This window comes from Clostridium sp. HBUAS56017 (assembly GCF_007115085.1).
In the GTDB taxonomy this organism is placed as follows: Bacteria; Bacillota; Clostridia; order Clostridiales; family Clostridiaceae; genus Clostridium; species Clostridium cibarium.
The window spans coordinates 195737-218539 of record NZ_SULK01000003.1; the positions used below are offsets into that span (position 1 = coordinate 195737).

Below are 22803 nucleotides of genomic sequence, written 5' to 3' on the forward strand. Positions count from 1 at the left end.
TTTGTCACTTCATTTAGGACAAACTTCTTTTTTATATGTCTAAAGACTATTTAACCATTTTATAAAACTTTCATCAGTTTCTTCACTAAGCAGCTTTTCTTTAATTTCATTAAATTCATCTTCCATATCATATATTTTGTATACGTATGGAAGTAACCTTTTAGAATATTTTTCTTCCTTATGTGATTCAAATAAACCAATTACTTGTTTCTTAATTTCTAGATATAATTTTGAACCATATTCCTTACTTTTTGCAATTCCTGCTGCAACCATAACTTTTGCTACTTCGTTTGAAGGATTTTGAAGAGCCATATTAAAATACCAATTAAGCATTCCTTTTTCTCCCCATAATGCTTCTCTCTTCAAATATTTATTAGCAATAAAGGTTTGTGTTAATTGTTGTCCAAGTGCGCTTATATACATAGGAATATCTTCATTGCTTGGCACTATATAATAACTAGAATTCTCTGATTTATTTCCTAAATGCTCCTCTACTACATCCTTAACCATATCATTAAGATCTTCACCAAAACATTCCTCATCTAGATCGTATATAACTGTCTCAACTGAATCTTTAATAGCATCATAGATATAATTTTTAACTATTAATGTAGTATTCTTCATGGCTATACTACCTGTAATCAATTTGCTTATACCTAATTTTTTAGAGATTTGTTTAAATGCTACCTGGTTGTACTCTTTGTTAGATACAATAGGACCAAAATTTTCTGCAAAAGGAATTACAACATTTTCATCATAGTTTGTACAGAATTTTATTCTTTCGCCAATATATAGAGGTATAGTTCTTGTTAATGTTCCCACTCCATCCTCAGCTTGTACTTCAGCTTCTGGTTTATCTTCCTTAGTTAAGTCTATGTATGGTATTAAACCTATTTTTTCAGCATCTTCTTTTTTTACAGTCAACCATTCTGGATTTTTAAGATTATAATACCAAATAGGGCTATCTAAAACTACAAGATTTATTTTAACATCCCCATCTTCAGCTTTAACTTCCTTAATTGCTCTCATTTTATCAAATTCATTAGACATATGAACAAGATAATTTCTAAGTTCAGGATTTTGTACAACCATTAACTCTTTAATTAAAGCTTGTCCCTTTTCATAGTTTCTAGTTTGGAAATATCCTTGTAAAAGGTTTAATCCTGGTGTAGGAGAATGTTTTTCTAATTCATATATAGGAGAAATAATTTCTATCATTTCATTTATATATCCACTTTGACCTAAGTCTCCTGAAATGTTAGTTAATGCTTCACCGTTATCTTTATGTTTTTCTAAAACTGAATCATATATCTCTTTTGCTTTATCAAATTCTTTTTTAACTAAATGCTCTTTTGCTATAAGCACCTGTGGAAGCCAGCTATTCTCTATTTCCGCTGCACGCTTTAAGGCACTTATAAATCCTTCTTCGTCTTCACTCTCTCTATAGATTGAGGCATACCAATATAACCCATTACTTTGATTAGGATCTAACGTTAATGCTTCCCATAAAACATCTATATATTCTTCTTTCTTTTGTGCATAATATACTTTAGCTAAATTAGTTAATATGATTCCTGTTTTACCATAACCATCTATATATTCTTTTAAAACGTTTTCTGCATCATCATACAAATCGCATTTCATATATGTGATTCCTAAAGCTGTATATCCACGTTCCTTTATTTCGTCTATTTCTTTAAGATGTTCTGCTGCTTCCTTAACTTCATTAGCAAATCCATCTTCTAATGCATGTATTATATCATCATATAAGTTATTTGCATTATCCCAATGGCCTTTTAACATCTTGGGTAATATCTCATTTTTCCATTGTCCCTTTGTTACTACTATCTTTTTACCACTTATATCAAACCACTCCATAGTTTCTTGATCTTCAGGGTTTTCAACATTGTTATTATCATTTTCCTTATTTCCAAATAAATTATGAATTTTCCCCATAATTCTTCCCCCATTTCTTTAATACTACAACATTAATTATACCATTACTTACAATAAAATACTATTCAATTATTTATGCTTACCTTAATTGCACATAAAATAATACTCTAATATTTATAAATAAAAAAATTTAATATTAAAGAAGTAATTAGAGAAATCAATAATAAACCATTATGTTATGTTTAAAAAAAGATGGGTAAAATAAAAATAGAATATAATTTTTTCTAAATTAATACATACTATAGTTATGAAATATAATTGGAGGTAAATTAATGAATAATAAGCATGTTGAACTTTTTGATACATTGGTTAAATCTTATTATGAAGGGACTTTTGATGAAACACTAACACGAATTATGGTATGCCATGAAATATCACCGCAGGAGACATTTAAAATAGTATCTTCTTTATGTGGTGTGGATATAGAATTTGACAATAACTATGTTTATAATTTAAAAAAAGCTATAACTCATTACTCTGTAAGTAAAAATTTAATTCAAAAACTTGATTCCTGTAATTTAAATTGCTCAAAAGGAGAAGACGATAAATTCAGCTGTCAAAGGTCTTGTCCATTTGATGCCATTTATTACGACAAAGATAAAAAAGCCACTATAATAGACAGCGATCTTTGTACTAGTTGTGGAGTTTGTATAGATTCCTGCGACCATGGAAGAATTCTTGATAGCGTTGAGTTTATACCTATTATGAACTTATTAAAAGAAAATGAAACGGTTATAGCTGCAGTAGCACCTGCCATAATGGGGCAGTTTGGTGAAGATGTTACTATAGATCAACTTCGATCTGCACTTATAAAAATAGGTTTTTCTGATATGATTGAAGTTGCTTTTACAGCAGATATGCTAACTGTCAAGGAAGCTATAGAATTTGATAAACACATTCATGGGCCAAATGATTTAATGATAACTTCTTGCTGTTGTCCAATGTGGGTAGGAATGCTAAGAAAAGTTTATGGTGAACTAGTTAAGGATTTATCACCATCTGTTTCACCTATGATTGCAGCTGGTAGAGTTATAAAAAAATTAAACAAAGATGCTAAGGTAGTATTTATAGGTCCTTGTATAGCAAAAAAAGCAGAAGCTAAAGAAAAAGATTTATTAGGGGACATAGATTTTGTTTTAACCTTCCAAGAGCTTAATGAAATCTTTAAAGCCTTAGAAATCAAGCCAAGTAAGCTAAAAGGAATTCCAACAAAAGAATATGCTTCAAAGGGAGGTCGCCTTTATGCTCGTACTGGTGGTGTTTCCATTGCTGTTTCTGAAGTCATAGAAGAATTATACCCTGAAAAACATAAATACTTTAAAGCTGTTCAAGCAAATGGAATAAAAGATTGCAAAGAACTTCTTAATAATGCTCTAGAAGGAAAAATTGATGCGAACTTTTTAGAAGGAATGGGTTGTCCTGGTGGATGTGTAGGCGGACCTAAAAAAATAGTATCACCAGTTGAAGGCAAAAGGGCTGTTGATGAGTATGCCTTAGCTTCCCCAATAAAAGTAGCACTTCATAGCGAATCCATGGACGAAGTCTTAGGTAAACTTGGAATAAACTCCATAAAGGATTTTGAAGATAAAGACAAAGTTTCTATATTTGAAAGAGAATTTTAATATCTATATAAATAGAGATAGTACCATCAATACTATCTCTATTTTACTAAATTTATATAGTAATCATATTACATATTTATTAGCTTAAACAATAACTTTCTTATATTATTTTGCTTTAGCCTATCCTTAACAGTATCTAATCTATTTTGAAGTGCATCCTTCTCTGAACATCCTGGTATCTTCTTTATCATTTCTTGAGCTTTATCTAAATCCTCTTGATTCTTATTGGAAACTGCCACCCGTATTAGATCTGTTGAGTCTTGAATCAACTTTTCCTTTTCTTCATCACTAACAACATAAACAGCTTTTATATCATCAAAATACATTTTTGAATCAACTGTCCAATGACCTTCTGAATTTTTAGGAATAGTATTACACCATATCCCTATTCTCTCTATTTTACTTAAATCTAATGTTCCACCTTTTTTGCCTTTAAACTTACTAAAAGGTATAGTTATTAAACTTTCGCTAGTTGTACTTGCAAATTCAGGCATATTAACTTCAAAATCTTCTCCATTTGAAGTAATTTGTATAGCTAGTTTTTGTCCTTTCCCATCTGGAGTGCACCAGAATTGTAATGAATTAAAGCTTGACCAATCCACTTTTTTATCCTTGGTTATGCCTGCCCATCCTTCTGTAACTTTCTCAGTTGAAATTTTATAATTAAACTCTAAATCATGATTGCCTGTCCCATCTTTCACAAGTTTAGGGATTACTGAACATCCATCTCCAGCGTTAGTTTTCCATTCCTTTTCAAGTAATTTATCTTCACCGCCATATCCTTCAAAATCATCAACTACCGCTGGGACTTCTACTTTTTCCGGAAGATTAGATGATATTAACTTTATATTATCTAAATAAATATCACCATTATAATTACAATTATATGAAACTATTTGTAAATCCACCTTAAATAGATCTACATTTATGTTATCGTTTAATTTTACTGTAACGCTTTTTGATGAATATCCATTACCTAAGTCCACAAAATCAGATGAATTTATATCTCCATAGCTTGTACCTACCCATCCCCATTTATCTGTTGACTTATCATGTGTACCTAATCCTCCTATATATTTTATTTGTCCATCATATACCTTTTCATCAGTAGGTACTAAAATATCAAATTGTAAAGTAGAATCCTTTGATATTTTTTTACTATATTCTTTATAAAAAGCAAGTTCATGCTTGTTAGTTTCCCAGTTATCACTACCATCAAACTTAGATTTAAATTTAAGTGCATTATTGCCTTTCACTAAAGAAACAACGGACACGTCCTCTTTTGTAATTACGCCTGCAACTTCATCTGGTCCCTTACCTTTTTCAAAATTATTTTCATAAATAAGCTTATCATCTGTTGCCGCACTGACACTTAATGAATTGGGTACTAAGCTAACTATCATTGTACACGCCATAAAGAGTGACATTTTACCTTTTTGCTTTAAACTCACAAATATTCCTCCCTTTTCTATTTATAGGTTCTCATTTTGATTATATTTGACTATACCTCTTTTTCAATGGATATATCGTGAAAAGACTTCTTTTCATCATAAATTCCTTCTTAAATTACTTATTGACAAATATTTCTTTAAGGTTTATCATATTAATAATTTAAATTACAAATTCTTTGAAGGGAATAGTAAATATAATCTTAGTATCCAAAGCGAATAGAGGTTGGTGGAAGCTCTATGAGAAAAGTTATATTGAATGACATCCTGGAGAAGCTTATCTGAAATCTTTAATAGGATAAGTCGGATTCCTCCGTTACAAGGATCTCGAGATGATTTAAGTTTTAAACTTTTATTAAAGTAGAATGGTACCGTGAATTTTAGCTTTCACTTCTATATGAAGTGAAAGTTTTTTTAGTATAGAAGTGGCCAATTTTATACTAGTATTAGACTTTCAATTGTTTTTAACTAAATCAATAAGGGTGGTACCGCGATAATACTCGCCCCTTAAGTTAGTAAATAACTTAAGGGGCATTTTTATTTGATTAAGGAGTGTTTTATATGAAAAGAATAATGATAAATAAATTAAATGAATATATAGATGATAAAGTTTTGATTAAAGGATGGATTCATAGTATAAGAAAACTAAAATCTATAACTTTCTTGATAATAAGAGATAGAACTGGTCTACTACAAGCAGTTATAGAAAATGAAAAAATAAATTCTTTGGAAATAACTTTGGAATCAGTAGTTTCAATTTCTGGAACTATAAAAAGCAGTAAAAACAATTTAAATCCTTTTGAAATATCAGTAGAAGAATTAACCATGCTTAATTTATCTAAAAATGAATTACCAATAGAAATAAATAAAAAGTCTTTAGATATAAACTTAGACACTTTACTAAATAATAGAATGCTAAGTTTAAGACATGAAACTATAAATTCCATATTTAAAATTCAGAATATTATATCCGATGCATTTAGAGAATACCTTACTCTAGAAGGCTTTACTGAGATATCCACTCCTAAAATTGTTAAGGAAGGTGCAGAAGGCGGATCAGAAATCTTTAAATTGAAATATTTTGAAAATGAAGCTTACTTATGCCAAAGCCCTCAATTTTATAAGCAACTTATGGTAGGTGCAGGGTTTGAAAGAGTATTCGAAATTGGTCATGTATATAGAGCTGAAGAGCATAATACTGCTAGACATTTAAATGAATATATAAGTATGGATTTAGAAATGGGATTTATTGAAGATGAAAATGATATTATGAACTTAGAAGAAAAGCTACTAAAATTTATTTTAAACAAAGTCACAAACAAAGGAAAAGATTATGTAAACTTTTTAAAGGCTAAAATACCAGTAATTAATAGTAATATACCAAGAATGAAACTAAGTCACGCTATTAATATATTAAAAGCTGAATATAATAAAACTGATTTAAAGGAAGACTTGGATCCTGAAGGCGAGAAACTTATATGTAAATATGCTAAAGAAAAATTAAACTGTGATTTTATATTCTTAACTCATTATCCAAGAAAAAAGAGACCTATGTACACTATGCCTGATGGAAATCAATTAACCCATAGTTTCGATTTATTATTTAGAGGTGTTGAAATTACAACTGGTGGACAAAGAATTCATAACCATGACATGTTGATCCAAAATATAAAACTTAAAGGACTAAATCCTGACAACTACAAAAGTTACACTGATAACTTTAAATATGGAATGCCACCTCACGGGGGATTAGCTATCGGACTTGAAAGAATTACATGTCAACTTTTAGGCTTAAATAATATAAGAGAAGCAAGCCTTATTCCAAGAGATAGAACAAGATTAATTCCCTAGTAAATTAAGAAATAGCACTTAAAGATATAATCTTCTTTAAGTGCTATCTTTATTCTTCATACTTTTTCATCATTTCACAAAGAAATTTATAATCAACTTCTTTTAGTATCACTTCATCTTTTTTTGAACATACTGATAATTGATACTTGTCCAACATGTCATAATTTTTAAAATATATATCCTCGCTATCACTATCTATCTCAAGAATATTTCTATTTTCGTCAATATTAAATTTAAAAGAGTTAAATCCTATACTTAAGCCTTTTCCTACGTATTTTACGTAACTTTCTTTTAAAGTCCATAATTTATAAAAGCATTTTTTTTGTTTTTCTTTATCATGATTAATTATCCAATTATACTCACTTTCATCAAAATACCCCTTCGCTATGCCTTCAAATTCAATTTCTTTCATTTCTTCAATGTCTATTCCAAGGGCACAATCATCAATAGCAACAATAACATAACTGCCAGAATGTGATATGTTAAATTCTATATTCTCTTTTATATATGGTTTTCCATACTCATTGTGTTCAAATTTTATATTGAAATTCTTGCATCCTAACTTTTCACATATTTTAATTCTCGCTAAAGCTTCTCCTACTAATGAACGTATTTTATCTTCATCTCTTCTAAATTTTTGTATTTTTTTTCTTTTATCTTTATCTACAAAATCATAAAATTTCTTAAAATCAAATATATCTAAAATTTCATCTATATTAAAAATATATACTTCCATTCCCTCTCCTATTTCCCCTTCAAATTTACCACATAATATATAATAATTGCTTATATCTCTATTGTATTAAATATATTAATCTTTTTCAAACATGTATTAAAAGCGTAGAACTTAGCCCTACGCTTTTATAAAGTAGTAAATTACAGAGATTAACTAAATACATTTTCACCATTTACTACTTGCCACTCACCTTTATAACCTTCCTTAAATGCACCAATTTCAAAATGCGCCATTGAAATTCCAAGGTCTATATCTTCAACATTATGATTCTTCCTGCACGCAAAAGCTTTAATCTTTCCCTGAGTGTAAATAAAAGCTATTGGTCTCTTATTCATAGCAGATGGAGCTAACATACTAGCTTCAATTCCACTCTTTACCCAACTTGGAATCTCACCATCTTTTTCAACAAGAACTTCATCAAAATTTTGAGTTTTCTTATTTATTTTTGCTACCAATTTTTCTTTAAATGACTTCTCCTCATTAACATATCCAACAGCAATTATACATAACAACTCTTCATTATCTTGAAGATTAATACTTCTTCTGCAAGCTTCCTTGTTATATGTTCCTCCAACCCAACATGTCCCTAATCCTAAACTAGTACATTCTAATACAACTAATTCACCATAATATCCTATATTTCTTTGTAAATCTCTCATATTAGCATCACCTGCTAAAGCAATTAAGGATTTAGCCCCACTTAACATACCGTAGGATGCCTTAAATCCATTTAATACCTTAGAAGCATCTTCAACAAATTTAAATTTTAGTCCACTTTCTTTATTCACTTTTTCTATTAGAGATTGGATTTTATCTATTTTTTCAACTTCAATATCTTTAAACTCATATTTTCTTCTAGAAGTTCTAATGCTTATTGCATCAAACCATTTATTATCTATTTCCATATTTATCTCTCCTAATTAAACTTTTCTTTTATTTTAAAACATATTTATTGATAATTCAAAATTATTTTAAATTAAGAGATTTCTTTTAAGATACTTCAAATTGAAAAGTTAATGAACCAGTAAATTTCCCCCTATTGTAAATTTTATTTTTATCCAATACAACTAAGCATTGTCCATATTTAGCATTTACCAAAGTTCTATTGAAAAAGTTTCTAATAAACCACTCAATAATTGCCCAAAAATCGTCCAATTCATATTGTGCCCTCATATCTATATAATCTCCTTTTTTTAATCTATTCAATTCTAAATTATTTTCATCAAATTTTTTGTCATATAGAGAAAATTCTATACTCTTTTTTCTTTCTCCAACTAATAAAAAATTATTATCATTACTTACCTTTACCTTAAGATCATTAATTATAAAATTGTTATTGTCAACTATTATATTTACGTCTTTTGAGATATAGTTATTACTATTTTTTATTTCATCCTTTCCAAATTCAACTTTTGAAGGAATATATACTGTGTATCTTCCCTTAATACCCAAATTAATTTCTATCTTTTGCTCTTCATTTGCAGCTACTGAAAAGCTAAATAGATTTAGAATAAAAGTTATGGATAACCCTAAAGCAATTAATAACCTTTTCATTTATTTCTCCTTTTTACACATAAATTAATTAGTAACTGAGTATTTTATAATAAAAGGAGTTATTTTTAGAATATATAATTAATTTCTATAAATAACTCCCTTTTGATTATTTCACAGCCACTGTCAATTTTAAATTAGCTCCATTCATAGGGTTTAATCCATCTACTCCATAAGTTTCATATTTTAATATACCATTGTATTCGCCTTTGGGAAGAGTTTTTTCAAGTAAAATATTATATATTCCTTTGCCAGGAGGGATCATTTTTGATTTGTAAAGTTCTGTACCATCTTCTAATATTAAACTTACTACAAAATAGCAAGGATTACCCTGTGGATTGCTAAAACCTACTTGTGCATTTTTATTATCAGCCGCAATATTTAGTATTTTAAAACCTGGAATTTGAATTCCATTTCCGCTAGTATTTACTTGGCTATTAGGATCATTATCTATTGCATTTGGATCTATATCTATAATAGAATCTTGTGTCTTGCTATCATCTAAATTACTAGCATAATAAATACCAAATAAAATAATAGCTAAACATATTAGTGTGATCACTATCCGTAATGGCAGTAAATTCTTTTTTAGTACTACATAAGAATTTTTTTCGCCTTCACATTCTATATATCCCTTTGGTGAGTAGATTAATGGACTCATTTTTCCATACTCGCCTATTGGTAGCTTTATATTGTTAATATAAATATCTGCAAAACTTTCTTTCTTAGGAGGATATTCACCAACAATTTTAAAGTTATTTTTAGGATATAAAGCCCTAATTTGTTTTCTAGAATAGCATCTAACCGACCTATCTTTATCTATATTATAATAAATTGAATAATTCTCCAAAGGGACACCATTAAATTGAATTCTATCCTTCATAAAATACCTCCCTTAAATAAAGTTTACATATATATTAATCTATTTTTTCTTCAGCATCGAATATAAAATTCAATGTTCCACTATATTTTCCAACATATTTTACATCTGTTGTATCTAACCTAATCTTATAATCTTTAATTTTGCCACTATCACTTAAATCTAATGTTCCTATATTACTACCTGATACTGCGTTATTACTTGAATCTACAAGAGAATACTTTATTTTATTATCATCGCTTATAGGATCAATACCTTTTAAATAGAAATCATTGTCTGTAGCTACTCCTACTGTGACTCTTCTAAAACCAGTGCATTCATTAAGTTTAACTTGAATTCCAGATTCTACATAAGCATCACTACCAGTAGCCCCCTGTGGAGCTTTCTTAATTTTACTAAAATCAACTTCCGTTGGAATGCTTACCATATAACTTGCATCTACCTCAGCATTTATCAAAACGCTACCTTTGGCATCCTCTTTATCTTTTGCTGGGAAAACTTGTTTTTCACCTGTTCCAGCGGCAAGTGCATTACTAACAGTTCCAAATATCAACAAAGTAGAAATGGTTAACATTGTGATTATTTTCTTTTTCATATAAACCTTCCTTTATTATATAATTATTATTTTTATCTTTATCACTTTATTTAAGATAACTTATTTACTGCAATATCAAAAACCATACTATCTTTATAGTTTCCAGCATATAATATATCTTTTTCATCCACTTTAATCTTAAAATTTCTTTCTTTAGGACTTTCTTTTTCGTTAGTAAAGTTTGCAGCTATAGCTCCACTAGTAACCTCCTTATTTCCTTCATCAATCAACTTATAAGGAATGCTATTTCCTTCATTTGAGATAAATTTGAATTCATCATTTTTCCCTTTTACCTTAACACTAATACCATAATTTTTTTGCAAATGAGAATTATCTACTTTTATACATACACCACCTTCTAATGATGGATAATCTATATCTATTGATTCTGGTATTGTGAAAGTATAAGTATCTGGAATGTTAAAATTGACCTTCACTTCTCTAGCTTCACTACCATGCTCTTTTGTGTTTAGCTTCATTTCATATGCAGAAACTCTTAAAGATAAAAAACTAAAGGTAAAGATAGATACTATTGCCATCTTACTCAATAGCGTTTGCTTCATAAAACTCCCCCTAATAAGCGTTACTGTAGATATTATTTCTAAATTGCTTTAAAAATTCCTACTTTTCTAATTAATTTAAAAATTTCTTTTATTTAAGTTGAATTTTAAATGGTTATGTCAATATATGTACTTATAGTTACCTAGCTGTTTAATTTGCCTTATAAACATATTATTTAATAGTATTATTAAATATAAAAAAAATTCTGAGATAAATCTCAGAATTTTTATAAGGTTATAAATTTATTGATATTTTGTTTCTAAAGTTTCTAATACTTTAATATACTTTTCTCTATCTTCAGAATTATCATCTTCAAAAGCCTTGCAGTTAGCATTTAAATCATCTAAAGTTTCAGAAGATAACTGTTTTTCTGCAAATTTATAGACAACCCCATCTTCCTTGTCTATATGTCTTGTAAGAAGATTTGCATAAGACATTGCACTACCTATTATATCAATCTTAGCTTCGTCTTTACCTGCCTTTAAATCTTCCAATGCAGTACATAACTCACTCATATAAAGTCTTCCTAAATCATGTTCAACTAACATTCCATGTTTAACTAACTTTTCAGCAGTTACTCCAATCTCATCAATCATTTTATTAAAAAGAAATTGTTCTTCTTTTCCATGATGGTGCTTATCTGCAAAATTTCTTATAAAATCTACAATAGAATAAAAATCATCATAATTAACTTCTTCACCATTAACTATTTTATAACATGCTTTTCTAACTACTAGCAACATTCTTTTTATATATTTATGCTCATCTATCATTAGTTCTAATGCATTCATAGTATTTACCTCCTTAAGTAATTACTTATTTTCTTCTAATTGTCATAGACTCATTTTCTTCTAAATATTCAAATTCCTCATTTACTTTACTTACAAATGATTTAACCCACAAACTTCTTAAGTAGTAGAAAAAGTTCACATCTCCTTGTTCCTGATCCCAGATATCTTTATGAACACATAAAGTTCTTACCCAAGAAACTTTATTTTCATCTGATTCTACAACTTCATTTACTCTATCACATGGCATTCCATCCAATATATAATCATTTATTGCATTAAATATATCTGGAGCTGTTCCTATCGCTCCTCCATTTTCCCTTAGTTCTTCAGCAGCTTTTATTCCTTGCTTTATATAAATATCTTCTAGTTTTGCCTTAACTTCATCACCATTTTTTAACAGTTCAGTTGTCCATGCAGCCATTCTTCCTTCTGCTGAGTGAATTTTCCCTTGAAGCCATCCATGTATGTTGCTTGTATCAATCATTTCCTCTAGTGGAAGATTTGGTGTTCTTTCACCATATTTACCTACTATAACTTTCTTTAAGCTTTCTGTATCTAATCCTTCTTCTTTGGCTAAATCTATTATTACCTCTTCTAAATTTTCAAACCAAACTATTTTATTAAATAACCAATAATGAATTTTTCCTAAAAATAAACTCATAATCTTTCCTCCTTATTTAAACTTTTTCCTTAAGTTGTATTATTTCATATTTATGATTTATTAAATAAACTTTTCTTTCTAAGCAACCTTAGGCAAATCATTGTAAAATGTCTCTGTTAATAGTATAGTATAAAATCAGCAATTAATTCAGTAACATTTGTTACATGTTTTTTTCTTTTCCTAAATTTATCTATTATATAAGAAAGAGGATTGAAACTTTTCTTTCAATCCTCTTAATATTATCCTAAAACTATTTGTTCGGAGTAAAACCACAGTATCCTATTTCGTCACATCTTTTTTTCATATCTTCCCAAGTAGCTTTTTCTTTTATAGATTCTATTGCTGTAGGATATAGAATATAATTTTCTTTAAATATATGATCTCTTAAATTAAATATAATATATTTAGCTGTTTCATCTACCTTTTCCTTAAATTCATTAAAATCTATTGTAGAAACATTATAAGCCAAATCTTTTAAAACCTTCTTTTTAGCTCTTAAATCATCATGTTCCATTCTCATAATTCTAGTTGGGCCAGTTATTTGTCTATCTTCCATTTCAGTAAACAATACTTTTTCTTCTCTTTGGTGATGTTTTTCCGCATCTAATATATTTTCTGAAACAGTCTTTAATTCTTCAAACTCTTTTAAGCTTTTATCATAGCTTTTAAGTTTTTGAATTCTTGTGTTTAGTTCCTCAAGTTCTGTTAGAAAACCAAGAATCTTTTCATGTTCTTCTACAAAGGTATAAACAACATGCTCTGGATCTATATTGGTTTTCATTTTCTCAAGTTCATCTTTTAAAACTTCCATATGAATATCACAAAGATGTCTTAAATCTTGTGGATTCATACCCTTTTCTATTAAATTTTGTTCTGCTATTGAAAGTTCAACAGGACTTATATTTGATACTATATCTAAAGCTTCTTTTCTTAACTCTTCTGTTACTCCTCCTTGATTTAGTTTTTCTAAAACTTCAGTTAAATTCTCTATTTTATTCTTATCCATAATTAACTTCTCCTTATATGTAAATTAAAAATTTCTATAGTTAAATTCTAATGTACTTTATCTTTTTAAAATATGATTTAAATCAAAATTGATAATTATTTTTATCTACAGCCAATACTAATATGTAGATTATAAGTGCTAAATTGATATGACTCCTTATATACAACTACCATAAGCACCTACATTATTTAATTAAAATTTAAGTGAAAGATTTTTTCATCTTTCACTTAAGGATTTATTTTTTAGTAATTTCTATTCTCCAAACTTCTGGTCCTTCTTCTAAGTAGTTCCATTCAAATTGATTTGGAATCTCCACATTAAAATGATCGTATAATGGACGAGGATCATGGTCATTTATAAGCTCCATTTTTTCTCCTGGTGCTAAACTTTCAAAAGTTCTAAAAATTGTAGGACGTTTATCCTTAGGTTCATATTTTCTTACATCTACTGTAGCTGCAAAACTTGACATATTAAATTCCTCCTCTTTTTCTTTGATTAAATTTATTATTCCTTGTAATTATGCTTTTAATGTAGTTTATTATCTTTGCTTTTTACCAACGGCAGCAACATATATTACAAATTCTTCATCTCCATCTAAGCCTAAAATACCATCTATCATCTTTTGGTCATATATACCTATGGCACAAGTTCCTGCCCCTATGGACTCACTAGCTAAATATAGATTCTGACATACATGTCCAACATCTATTAAAATCTTCTTATGAGCCGTAGTATCAAACTTCCATTCTGAGCGATATGGTATTGTGCTCCATGCAAATAAGACTGCTGCCTTTTTCGTAAAGTTAGGTACAAAAGGTTGATCAAGGGTTATTTCGTCTATTCTATTTTCTATCCCATCTAATTCTGATAAAAATAAAAGTTTATGTTCAAATGGAAGATATCTATATAATCCGTTCTTTAGATTATGGACTTTCATAATAAATAGATATGTTTCAAAAGAATGTGTTGCTCCACTGCAAGGCACTGTTCTAAGTGTAAGTCCAGCTTTATTAGTTTGAGTAATACCTTGTGTAGCCCATAATAAATAAGATAATTCTTCAATACTAATATTTTCATCCGCATAAAATCTTGTGCTTCTTCTATTTTTTATACAATCATGAATATTAGAATTTTTCAAAACTCCTTCATTTACTTCTGGAAGATCAATAAATTTAGAAGATTTATCATAACCTTTAGTTCTAGAAGGCTCCGGTATTCCCTTCATCTTATCTGTCTTTACATTTTTGAATTCATCAAAATTTGATTTCAAAAAAACTCTTTGCTCTTCATATCTTTTCATAAAAATTCCCCTTTCATATCCTTAGGTTTATCTTATCAAAATATACAACAAAGGTATGTAACACATGTTACATACCTTTGTATTAAATTATTTTGCTATTCTTTTTCCAAAATCTATACATTTTTCTTCATCTTCACCTTCTGGATATTCCTGCACTGTTAATCCTTCACTTATAAGCTCTGCTCCATAAGATTTCATTCTACTTTCCCATTCAAGCATCCATTCACCATTTCCCCATCCCCATGATCCAAATAGAGCTACTTTCTTACCATTTATATTCCCTTCTAAGGATTGAACAAAAGGTTCCATATCTATTTCTTCTAATTCTTCTGCTCCAGAAGATGGACATCCTAAAATAAGTATTTCTTCATTTTTAACATCCTCTAGAGATACTTCTGATACTTGAACTAATTCAGCTTTTTTTCCTTCTGATTCAATTCCTTCCTTTATTAAACTAGCCATTTTCTCTGTATTTCCTGTTTGACTCCAATAAATTATTTTCATAATGTTTTCCTCCTAATATATCTTAATTAATTGAATGTTTTTTCTAACTTCTGACTTTATTATAATTATTATTTGGAAAACATTATGTGATTGAAATCAAATCTCAATTAATTTCTAATATAAAAAATCCATTGTCATCTAAATAACAATGGATTTTTATTAAATATAATCTTTTATTCCTTCTTCATCTAAAATTATGATATTTTTTGGTCCCTCAATTTTAATAAGCTCTTCGTCTTCAAATTTCTTTAACTTTCTGCTTATAGTTTCTCTAGTTACACCTATATAATTTGCCATATCTTCTCTTGATAGAGGTAACATTATAGATACATTTTTATCAGTAATTTCCCCGTACTTTTCTAACAAATCTATCAATAAATATGCCATTCTAGAATCTACATCATTTGTAGCTAAATTTTGTGCAAGATTCTCCACATTAGATAATCTTTCTCCTACAGTTTCTAATACTTTAATGCTTATTTCAGGATTTCTCACCATTAGATCTTTCATTTCATCCTTACTAAGAGTACATATTTTAGTATCCACTATTGCTTTTGAATTAAATCCATATTTAGAAGGTTTTATAAGATCTAATTCTCCAAAAAAGTCTCCTTCCGAAAGTATGTATAATATTTGTTCCTTCCCGTCTTTAGTATATTTATATATTTTTATTTTACCTTCATTAATAAAATAAAGTGTACTTGCTACATCACCTTCACTAAATATTACATCACCTTTGGCATATTCTTTATGATTAATTGTTTTAACTATTTCTACTAATTCTTCACCATCTAAGTTTTCAAATATAGGTACCTTACTTGCACAAAGTTCTCCCCTACAATTATTGCAACAATTTCCACATTCCTTATTCACAATCTCATCTCCTTAAACTATGCATATATAATAAATATTTATATTCTTCAATTTTTATAGCATATCAATTATTACTTTGCTAATATATTTCAAGAAACAATTTTATTAATTATATTATAATAAAAAACACTCAAAAGACAAAATTAATTATCCTTTGAGCATATATTTAAAATTTATTTATTGCTAGATAAATTTATTACAGTTGCTTTATGCCTTGTCATTGCTTCTATAGAATATCTAACACCTTGTGTTCCCATACCAGAAGATTTTACTCCAAGGAATGGAAAATGGTCTGGACCTCTCTCTGTTTTATTATTTACTTGAACTGTTCCAACTTCTAGCTTATCAGCTATATAAAAAGCATCGTTTATATTTTCTGTAAATACAGCTCCTTGAAGTCCATATTCCGATTTATTTGCTATTTCAATAGCTTCATCTACATCATTTACTCTTATTATCGGAAGTACTGGTCCAAATGGCTCTTCCCATGCAAGTCTCATTTCAGTAGTCACTCTATCAAAAAGTGTTGGATAAATTAAATTGCCTTCTCTTTTTCCACCTACAATTAGTTTAGCTCCCTTTTCCTCAGCTTCCTCTATTAATTGCCAAACAAAATCTGCTGCTTTTGAATTTATTAATGGAACGACATCAACATCTTTTTCTAATGGATTTCCTACAGTTAGTTTTTTCATCTTTTCTTTTATTTTTTCTATAAGCTTATCAGCAACCTCATTTACAACTAAAATTCTTTTTACAGCTGTACATCTTTGCCCTGAGTATGAGTATCCACCTGCTACTATATTACTTGCTGCTAAGTCTAAATCAGCATCCTTTAAAACTATCGCTGCATCTTTTCCTCCTAACTCCATCAAAAGCGGAACCATAGAAGTTATTTCAGAAATTCTTTTTCCTATTTCTGTGCTTCCAGTAAAGTTAATAAAATCTATTCCTTTATGAGTTGTTATATAATCTCCTATTTCGCTACCTTTTCCTGTAACTGTGTTTAATATACCAGCTGGAGTTCCTGCTGCCTCAAATATCTTTGCTAAATATAATCCACATAAGCTTCCTTGAGTAGCTGGTTTAAATACAACCGAATTACCTGCCATAAGTGCTGGTGCTATTTTGGATGCTGCTAAATTAACAGGATAGTTAAAAGGAGATATTGCAAGTACCACTCCTAATGGTTCTCTTTTTACAATTGATACTTTATTATTTTTAAAACCTGGAAAACTTCCCCCTGGAATGCTTTCTCCAGATAAATTTTTAGCTGTATCTGCTGTAAATCTAATAAAATCTGCTGTCCTTGAAACCTCTGATCTACAGCTTTTTCTATCCTTAGCAATTTCCATCATCATAAGATATGATAACTCAGCTTCATTTTCAAGTATAATATCTGCAGCTCTATAAAGAATTTCAGCTCTCTCATAAATAGCAGTGTCTCTCCATCTTTTTTGAGCTTCCTTAGCAGTTTTTACAGCTACATCAACCTCTTCTTTTGTCATAGCTGGAACACTTCCAAGAAATGAATCGTCAAGTGGGGATTTTATATGGATAAAGTTCCCCCCTATTGATTGTACCCATTCTCCATTTATCAAATTCTTAAAATTACCTTTTTCATCTCTAATATTATTTAACATATTTGTTATTCCTCCTACTTATTAAAGTTTTACTATTTTGTTATATCTTCTCCGGATTTAAACATCTCATAGTTTATATTTTCTTTTCCAATACCTATCTTTACTAAATTCTTATAAATAGCTTTCATAAATTCTAATGGTCCACAAAAATAAAATTCACCATTCTTTGGTAGAGTTTCTTGCATCCATTCTAATGAAATTCTTCCACTTATATCAAAATCTTTTAATAACACATCATTTTCTTCAGGTCGTGTATAAAATACTGTGGTTATTAAGTTTTTATTATTCTTACTAAGGTCATTTATTTCTTCCTTAAAGCTATGGTTCTTTGAATTTGGGATACTATAAATTAAGTATATCTTTCTTCCGCTCTTTACTGCATCATAAGCCATGGCAAGCATCGGCGTCACTCCTATCCCTCCCCCTATTAATACTAGTGGTTCATCACCGTTTTTTAATACAAAATTTCCAATAGGCACTGTTATTTGAATCTTATCTCCTATTTGAATCTCATTGCATAGCTTCTTACTTAAGAATCCATTTTCCTCACTTTTTACACTTATTCTATAAAACTCTTCATTTGAATTTAAAGATAGTGTATATTGCCTTGGTTTAGTGTATGTATTATCTTGATTTTTCATTCTAACAGCAATAAATTGACCAGCTGTAAAACCTGGAAGCTTACCTCCATCTAAAGATTTTATATATAATGATGTAACTCTCTCATCTTCTTTTATTATTTTATATACTATACAGTCTTTAAACCCTTTCCATGTATTTTCTAAATCTAGCAACTTATTTTCTATCATCTTAAGCTCCTCTCGTTTCTTTTAAATTGGTTTTACTAAAACCTTGGCACTATTATATCTTTATAAAATTGATCGTAATATGATTTAAATCAAATTTTAAAATTTGATTTCAGTCATATTTTTATAAATTAAATAAGCATAGAATTAAGCCATGGCAAAACAAAATGCAAAAATTAATAAATTCAGGAGGAAAAAATAATGAATAATATTATGCTAAATAAAAATACTTATTGGATAGGTAAAGTAGATGATAGAGATGTGCCTTTCCACAGATTAACTTTAACTAAGGGGACTACATATAATAGTTACTTATTAATGACTGAAAAACCAACAGTAATTGATACAGTAGATATAAGTTTTGGGAAAGAATATGTTGAAAACTTAAAAAACATTATAGATCTTGACATGATTCAATATATTGTAATTAATCACACTGAACCTGACCATTCTGGTGCTCTTAGAGCTTTAGCTATGAAAGCTAAAAATGCTACTATTGTATGTACAAAAGTAGCTGTAGATGAACTAAAGGAAATGTACAAGCTTCATGATAGAGAATTTTTAGTAGTTAGAAATGGAGATTCATTAGATATAGGTGGTAAAACACTAAAATTTATTGAAACACCATATCTTCATACTGAAGAAACTATGATTACTTATTGTGAAGATGATAAAATTTTATTCCCTTGCGATATTTTTAGTACTCATATTGCTAATTATGAATATTTTAATGATTTATCAAAAGAAGATATAACAGATGACTTTGTTGGTTATTACAAATTAATAATGCATCCTCATAGAAGATATGTTCAAAATATGATTGATAAAATTAAAGATCTAGATATAGAAATGATAGCTCCATCTCATGGATTTATCCTTAGAGATAATGTTCAGAAGTTTATTGATATTTATGATAATATGAGTAAAAATTCTACAGCTAATAAAAAAGCCTTGATATTATACTCTACTATGAGTGGAAGAACTAAAAAGATGGGAACTATTATAAATCAAAAATTTAATGAACAAAACATAATTTCAGAAATTATTGATGTAAACAGGACTCCAAAAGAAGATATATTAAATCGTATTTCAGAATCAGATGCAATATTCTTTGGCAGCTCCACCAAATATGGAGATATGATTGGAAATATGGAAGATATTTTGAAAAATCTAAAATCATTAAATCTATCTTCAAAGATAGGTGCAGCTTTTGGTTCCTACGGTTGGAGTGGTGAAGCTATAGAAGTGATACAAGATTATCTAAATGAAACTAATATGAATGTGTTAACCACTTCTAACTGCGTTAAAGGTACTGGTATGACTGATATTGAATTTCCTATAAAGGTTAGATTTGAACCAGATGATAATCGCATTAAAAGTATTGAAAAGTCTATAACATATGCTACTGATTTATTGCTTAGCTCTATTTAAAATATAAATTTTTATATTAAGCACCTCAGATTTAGTTTATACTATCTTCTAAGGTGCTTTTAAATTTGAATTAATTTCTTATACTTCCTTTGAATATAATGCAGATGGATTTGGTGAAAGCATTACTAAACATGACATGTCACTATACCCCGTATTTTTTATACTAAACATTTCTTTGCCCTTGCAATGTATAACATCCCCTTGAAGAACCTTATAAGTTTTCCCCTCAACAACCATTTCTCCTTGGCCTACAAGGATATGAACAATAAGATCACTTTCTTCATGATTATGAGATGGAACTCCTTGATCTGGTTTAAAATTCAAAATGAAGCAAAGCACTTTGTCCTCATTGTAAAGTATCTTCTTTGTAAACTTTTCTTCGCTATACTCCATTTTTTCTGTTATTTTCTCTATTTTCATGGAACTCACTCCTTTTATGAAATTCTAAGCTTAAAATAAATTAAAAATCCTAAGTTCTTTATTCTCATAATATTATCTCCACTGAACTGGTTTTTAATTCTAAATTTTTAGAACCACCCGCGTAGCAGGTGGTATTCAAAATACAAAAATAAATCCTAGCTATAATAATACAGCTAGGATTCTCTATTTTAAATATATATATTGGATAGGGCTAATTTATTATGATTATCTAGTAATTAACTTCTATGCTTCCATGAACATTTTCATGTCATCTTCAACATTTGTAATTCCACCAATACCAAAGTTTTCAACTAGTACTTTAGCTACATTTGGTGAAAGGAATGCTGGAAGTGTTGGTCCTAAGTGAATATTCTTAACACCAAGGTATAATAATGATAATAATACTATTACAGCTTTTTGTTCATACCAAGCTATATTGTATGATATAGGTAATTTATTAACATCATCTAAACCAAATACTTCTTGTAATTTAAGAGCTATTACAACTAATGAGTATGAATCATTACATTGACCAGCATCTAATACTCTTGGAATTCCACCAATATCACCTAAGTTTAACTTATTGTACTTGTACTTAGCACAACCAGCAGTTAATATAACTGTATCCTTTGGTAATTTTTCTGCGAATTCAGTATAATAGTTTCTAGCCTTTGCTCTTCCATCACAACCTGCCATAACAAAGAATCTCTTTATTGCACCAGATTTAACAGCATCAACAACCTTGTCTGCTAACGCTAAAACTTGGTTATGTGCAAATCCACCAACGATTTGTCCATTTTCTATTTCCTTTGGAGCCTTACATTTCTTAGCTAATTCTATAATTGCTGTAAAGTCCTTGATTCCATCTTTATCTGCATCTATATGAGCACATCCTGGCATTCCAGTTGCCCCTGTTGTAAATAATCTATCTTTATATGAATCCTTTGGTATAACAACACAGTTTGTAGTCATTAAAATTGGTCCATTAAAGCTTTCAAATTCTTCTTTTTGTTTCCACCATGCATTACCATAGTTTCCTGCAAAGTGAGCATATTTTTTAAACTTAGGATAATATTGTCCAGCAAGCATTTCTCCATGAGTATAAACATCTACTCCTGTTCCTTCTGTTTGCTCTAGTAACATTTCTAAGTCTCTTAAATCATGTCCTGAAATTAATATTCCTGGATTTTTTCTAACTCCAATATCTACTGTGGTTATTTCTGGATTTCCGTAAGTTTCTGTATTAGCTTTATCTAAAAGAGCCATACCATCTACACCAAATTTTCCAGCTTCTAAAGCTAATGCTACTAAATCATCTACTGATAAAGTATCATCTAAAGTAGCTGCTAGTGCCTTTGCCATAAATCCATGTACTTCTTCATTATTATATTTTAAGTTCATAGCATGCTTCATATAAGCAGATAATCCCTTTAATCCATAAGTTATAAGTTCTCTTAAGCTTCTTACATCTTCATCTTTAGTTGCTAATACTCCTACAGTTTCAGCCTTTTTATCAAACTCTATTGTGTTGTCAGCTGTCCAAGTTACAGCATCTGGAGCTATAACTTCTTCATTACTCATTCCAAATACTTTCTTAAAGAAACCACCAGTTACCTTAACTTCTCCAACTTTTCCACCAGCTTTTATAACTTTGCTTTTTAATTCTTCTCTTAACTTTAGAGTTTCTTTTACTCTTTCTAATATAGAATCTCTGTCAAAGTTAGCATTAGTAATTGTAGTAAATAAGTTTTCTGTTATATACTTATCAACTTTATTATCTATAACTCCAACCTTTCTACCTTCATTACTAACCATAGCTAATCCCTTAGATACATATACTAATAAGTCTTGAGCTTTAGCTACGCTTTCATCTTTACCACAAACTCCTCTTACAGTACATCCACTGCAACCAGCAGTTTCTTGACATTGATAACAAAACATTGACATATTTTTTCCTCCTACTTTATCTAAAAAAATTATTTTTCTAATTTCTTTCCTCGTTACAAGATAAAGTATACTTAATAACTCTGATTTATTCCGTAACAGGTGTTACAATCTTCTTAAAAATTTTCCTCTTCTAGTTAAATATAATTTTAAGATTAATATATAAACTTCTACATAATGGTGATATAATTATATTGTAATATATTGTTAATTTTTACACTTGGAGG

The 22803-nt window shown here is 28.9% G+C and carries 22 protein-coding genes and 1 other annotated feature; of the genes, 3 read left to right on the top strand and 19 right to left on the bottom strand.

What is annotated here, in order from left to right; translation table 11 throughout:
• Positions 1–39 precede the first annotated feature (39 nt).
• Positions 40–1956, bottom strand: coding sequence for a hypothetical protein (locus FAY47_RS04655; RefSeq protein WP_143315258.1), 1917 nt, complete (start codon positions 1954–1956; stop codon positions 40–42).
• Positions 1957–2228: 272 nt separating this feature from the next.
• Between FAY47_RS04655 and FAY47_RS04660 the strand changes: the two genes are divergently transcribed.
• Entirely contained in the window at positions 2229–3578 is a 1350-nt protein-coding gene (locus FAY47_RS04660; RefSeq protein WP_143315259.1) for a [Fe-Fe] hydrogenase large subunit C-terminal domain-containing protein, read from the top strand.
• Positions 3579–3646: 68 nt separating this feature from the next.
• On the opposite strand, the gene FAY47_RS04665 is transcribed toward FAY47_RS04660, so the two are convergent.
• A complete protein-coding gene (locus tag FAY47_RS04665) occupies positions 3647–5029 on the bottom strand; it encodes a carbohydrate binding domain-containing protein (protein WP_143315260.1) in 1383 nt (460 codons plus the stop codon).
• A 167-nt stretch (positions 5030–5196) separates the two neighbouring features.
• Positions 5197–5424 (top strand) — a binding site (T-box leader).
• Positions 5425–5587: 163 nt separating this feature from the next.
• Here FAY47_RS04665 and aspS point away from each other — a divergent pair.
• On the top strand, positions 5588–6877 hold the full coding sequence (gene aspS, locus FAY47_RS04670; RefSeq protein ID WP_143315261.1) for an aspartate--tRNA(Asn) ligase: 1290 nt from the start codon (positions 5588–5590) through the stop codon (positions 6875–6877).
• Positions 6878–6926: 49 nt separating this feature from the next.
• On the opposite strand, the gene FAY47_RS04675 is transcribed toward aspS, so the two are convergent.
• From FAY47_RS04675 to FAY47_RS04745, 15 genes are all read right to left on the bottom strand, one after another.
• The gene (locus tag FAY47_RS04675) at positions 6927–7613 is read right to left on the bottom strand and encodes a 4'-phosphopantetheinyl transferase superfamily protein (protein ID WP_143315262.1); all 687 of its coding nucleotides are present in this window, start codon (positions 7611–7613) and stop codon (positions 6927–6929) included.
• 149 nt (positions 7614–7762) lie between these two features.
• Positions 7763–8518 (bottom strand): nitroreductase family protein, encoded by a 756-nt coding sequence (locus tag FAY47_RS04680; RefSeq protein ID WP_143315263.1) that lies wholly within the window; start codon positions 8516–8518, stop codon positions 7763–7765.
• 85 nt (positions 8519–8603) lie between these two features.
• The gene (locus tag FAY47_RS04685) at positions 8604–9167 is read right to left on the bottom strand and encodes a hypothetical protein (RefSeq protein WP_143315264.1); all 564 of its coding nucleotides are present in this window, start codon (positions 9165–9167) and stop codon (positions 8604–8606) included.
• A 106-nt stretch (positions 9168–9273) separates the two neighbouring features.
• Complete coding sequence (locus FAY47_RS04690; protein WP_143315265.1) at positions 9274–10047, bottom strand: hypothetical protein; 774 nt, start codon at positions 10045–10047, stop codon at positions 9274–9276.
• 34 nt (positions 10048–10081) lie between these two features.
• Positions 10082–10639, bottom strand: coding sequence for a hypothetical protein (locus FAY47_RS04695; RefSeq protein WP_143315266.1), 558 nt, complete (start codon positions 10637–10639; stop codon positions 10082–10084).
• A 50-nt stretch (positions 10640–10689) separates the two neighbouring features.
• A complete protein-coding gene (locus FAY47_RS04700) occupies positions 10690–11202 on the bottom strand; it encodes a hypothetical protein (RefSeq protein WP_143315267.1) in 513 nt (170 codons plus the stop codon).
• A 240-nt stretch (positions 11203–11442) separates the two neighbouring features.
• Positions 11443–11991, bottom strand: coding sequence for a hemerythrin domain-containing protein (locus FAY47_RS04705; RefSeq protein ID WP_143315268.1), 549 nt, complete (start codon positions 11989–11991; stop codon positions 11443–11445).
• A 25-nt stretch (positions 11992–12016) separates the two neighbouring features.
• Positions 12017–12652 (bottom strand): hypothetical protein, encoded by a 636-nt coding sequence (locus FAY47_RS04710; protein ID WP_143315269.1) that lies wholly within the window; start codon positions 12650–12652, stop codon positions 12017–12019.
• A 250-nt stretch (positions 12653–12902) separates the two neighbouring features.
• Complete coding sequence (locus FAY47_RS04715) at positions 12903–13658, bottom strand: DUF438 domain-containing protein (RefSeq protein WP_143315270.1); 756 nt, start codon at positions 13656–13658, stop codon at positions 12903–12905.
• Between the two features lie 235 nt (positions 13659–13893).
• Positions 13894–14127, bottom strand: coding sequence for a DUF2249 domain-containing protein (locus tag FAY47_RS04720; RefSeq protein ID WP_143315271.1), 234 nt, complete (start codon positions 14125–14127; stop codon positions 13894–13896).
• A gap of 69 nt (positions 14128–14196) precedes the next feature.
• Positions 14197–14958 carry a SagB/ThcOx family dehydrogenase gene (locus FAY47_RS04725; protein ID WP_143315273.1) on the bottom strand — a complete coding sequence of 254 codons (762 nt, stop codon included), beginning with the start codon at positions 14956–14958 and terminating at the stop codon, positions 14197–14199.
• Positions 14959–15045: 87 nt separating this feature from the next.
• On the bottom strand, positions 15046–15462 hold the full coding sequence (locus tag FAY47_RS04730; protein ID WP_143315274.1) for a flavodoxin: 417 nt from the start codon (positions 15460–15462) through the stop codon (positions 15046–15048).
• A 159-nt stretch (positions 15463–15621) separates the two neighbouring features.
• A complete protein-coding gene (locus FAY47_RS04735; protein WP_143315275.1) occupies positions 15622–16335 on the bottom strand; it encodes a Crp/Fnr family transcriptional regulator in 714 nt (237 codons plus the stop codon).
• A gap of 173 nt (positions 16336–16508) precedes the next feature.
• Positions 16509–17975 (bottom strand): NADP-dependent glyceraldehyde-3-phosphate dehydrogenase, encoded by a 1467-nt coding sequence (locus FAY47_RS04740; protein ID WP_143315276.1) that lies wholly within the window; start codon positions 17973–17975, stop codon positions 16509–16511.
• A 32-nt stretch (positions 17976–18007) separates the two neighbouring features.
• The gene (locus FAY47_RS04745) at positions 18008–18784 is read right to left on the bottom strand and encodes an FAD-binding oxidoreductase (protein ID WP_143315277.1); all 777 of its coding nucleotides are present in this window, start codon (positions 18782–18784) and stop codon (positions 18008–18010) included.
• A 198-nt stretch (positions 18785–18982) separates the two neighbouring features.
• Here FAY47_RS04745 and FAY47_RS04750 point away from each other — a divergent pair, with 198 nt between their 5' ends.
• Positions 18983–20212: an FprA family A-type flavoprotein gene (locus FAY47_RS04750; RefSeq protein ID WP_185966721.1), complete on the top strand. Its 1230-nt coding sequence runs from the start codon at positions 18983–18985 to the stop codon at positions 20210–20212.
• A gap of 78 nt (positions 20213–20290) precedes the next feature.
• Here FAY47_RS04750 and FAY47_RS04755 read toward each other — a convergent pair whose 3' ends face one another.
• Together FAY47_RS04755 and hcp are read right to left on the bottom strand one after the other, a co-directional pair.
• A complete protein-coding gene (locus FAY47_RS04755; RefSeq protein ID WP_143315281.1) occupies positions 20291–20632 on the bottom strand; it encodes a cupin domain-containing protein in 342 nt (113 codons plus the stop codon).
• Between the two features lie 243 nt (positions 20633–20875).
• Entirely contained in the window at positions 20876–22579 is a 1704-nt protein-coding gene (hcp, locus tag FAY47_RS04760; protein ID WP_143315283.1) for a hydroxylamine reductase, read from the bottom strand.
• Positions 22580–22803 lie beyond the last annotated feature (224 nt).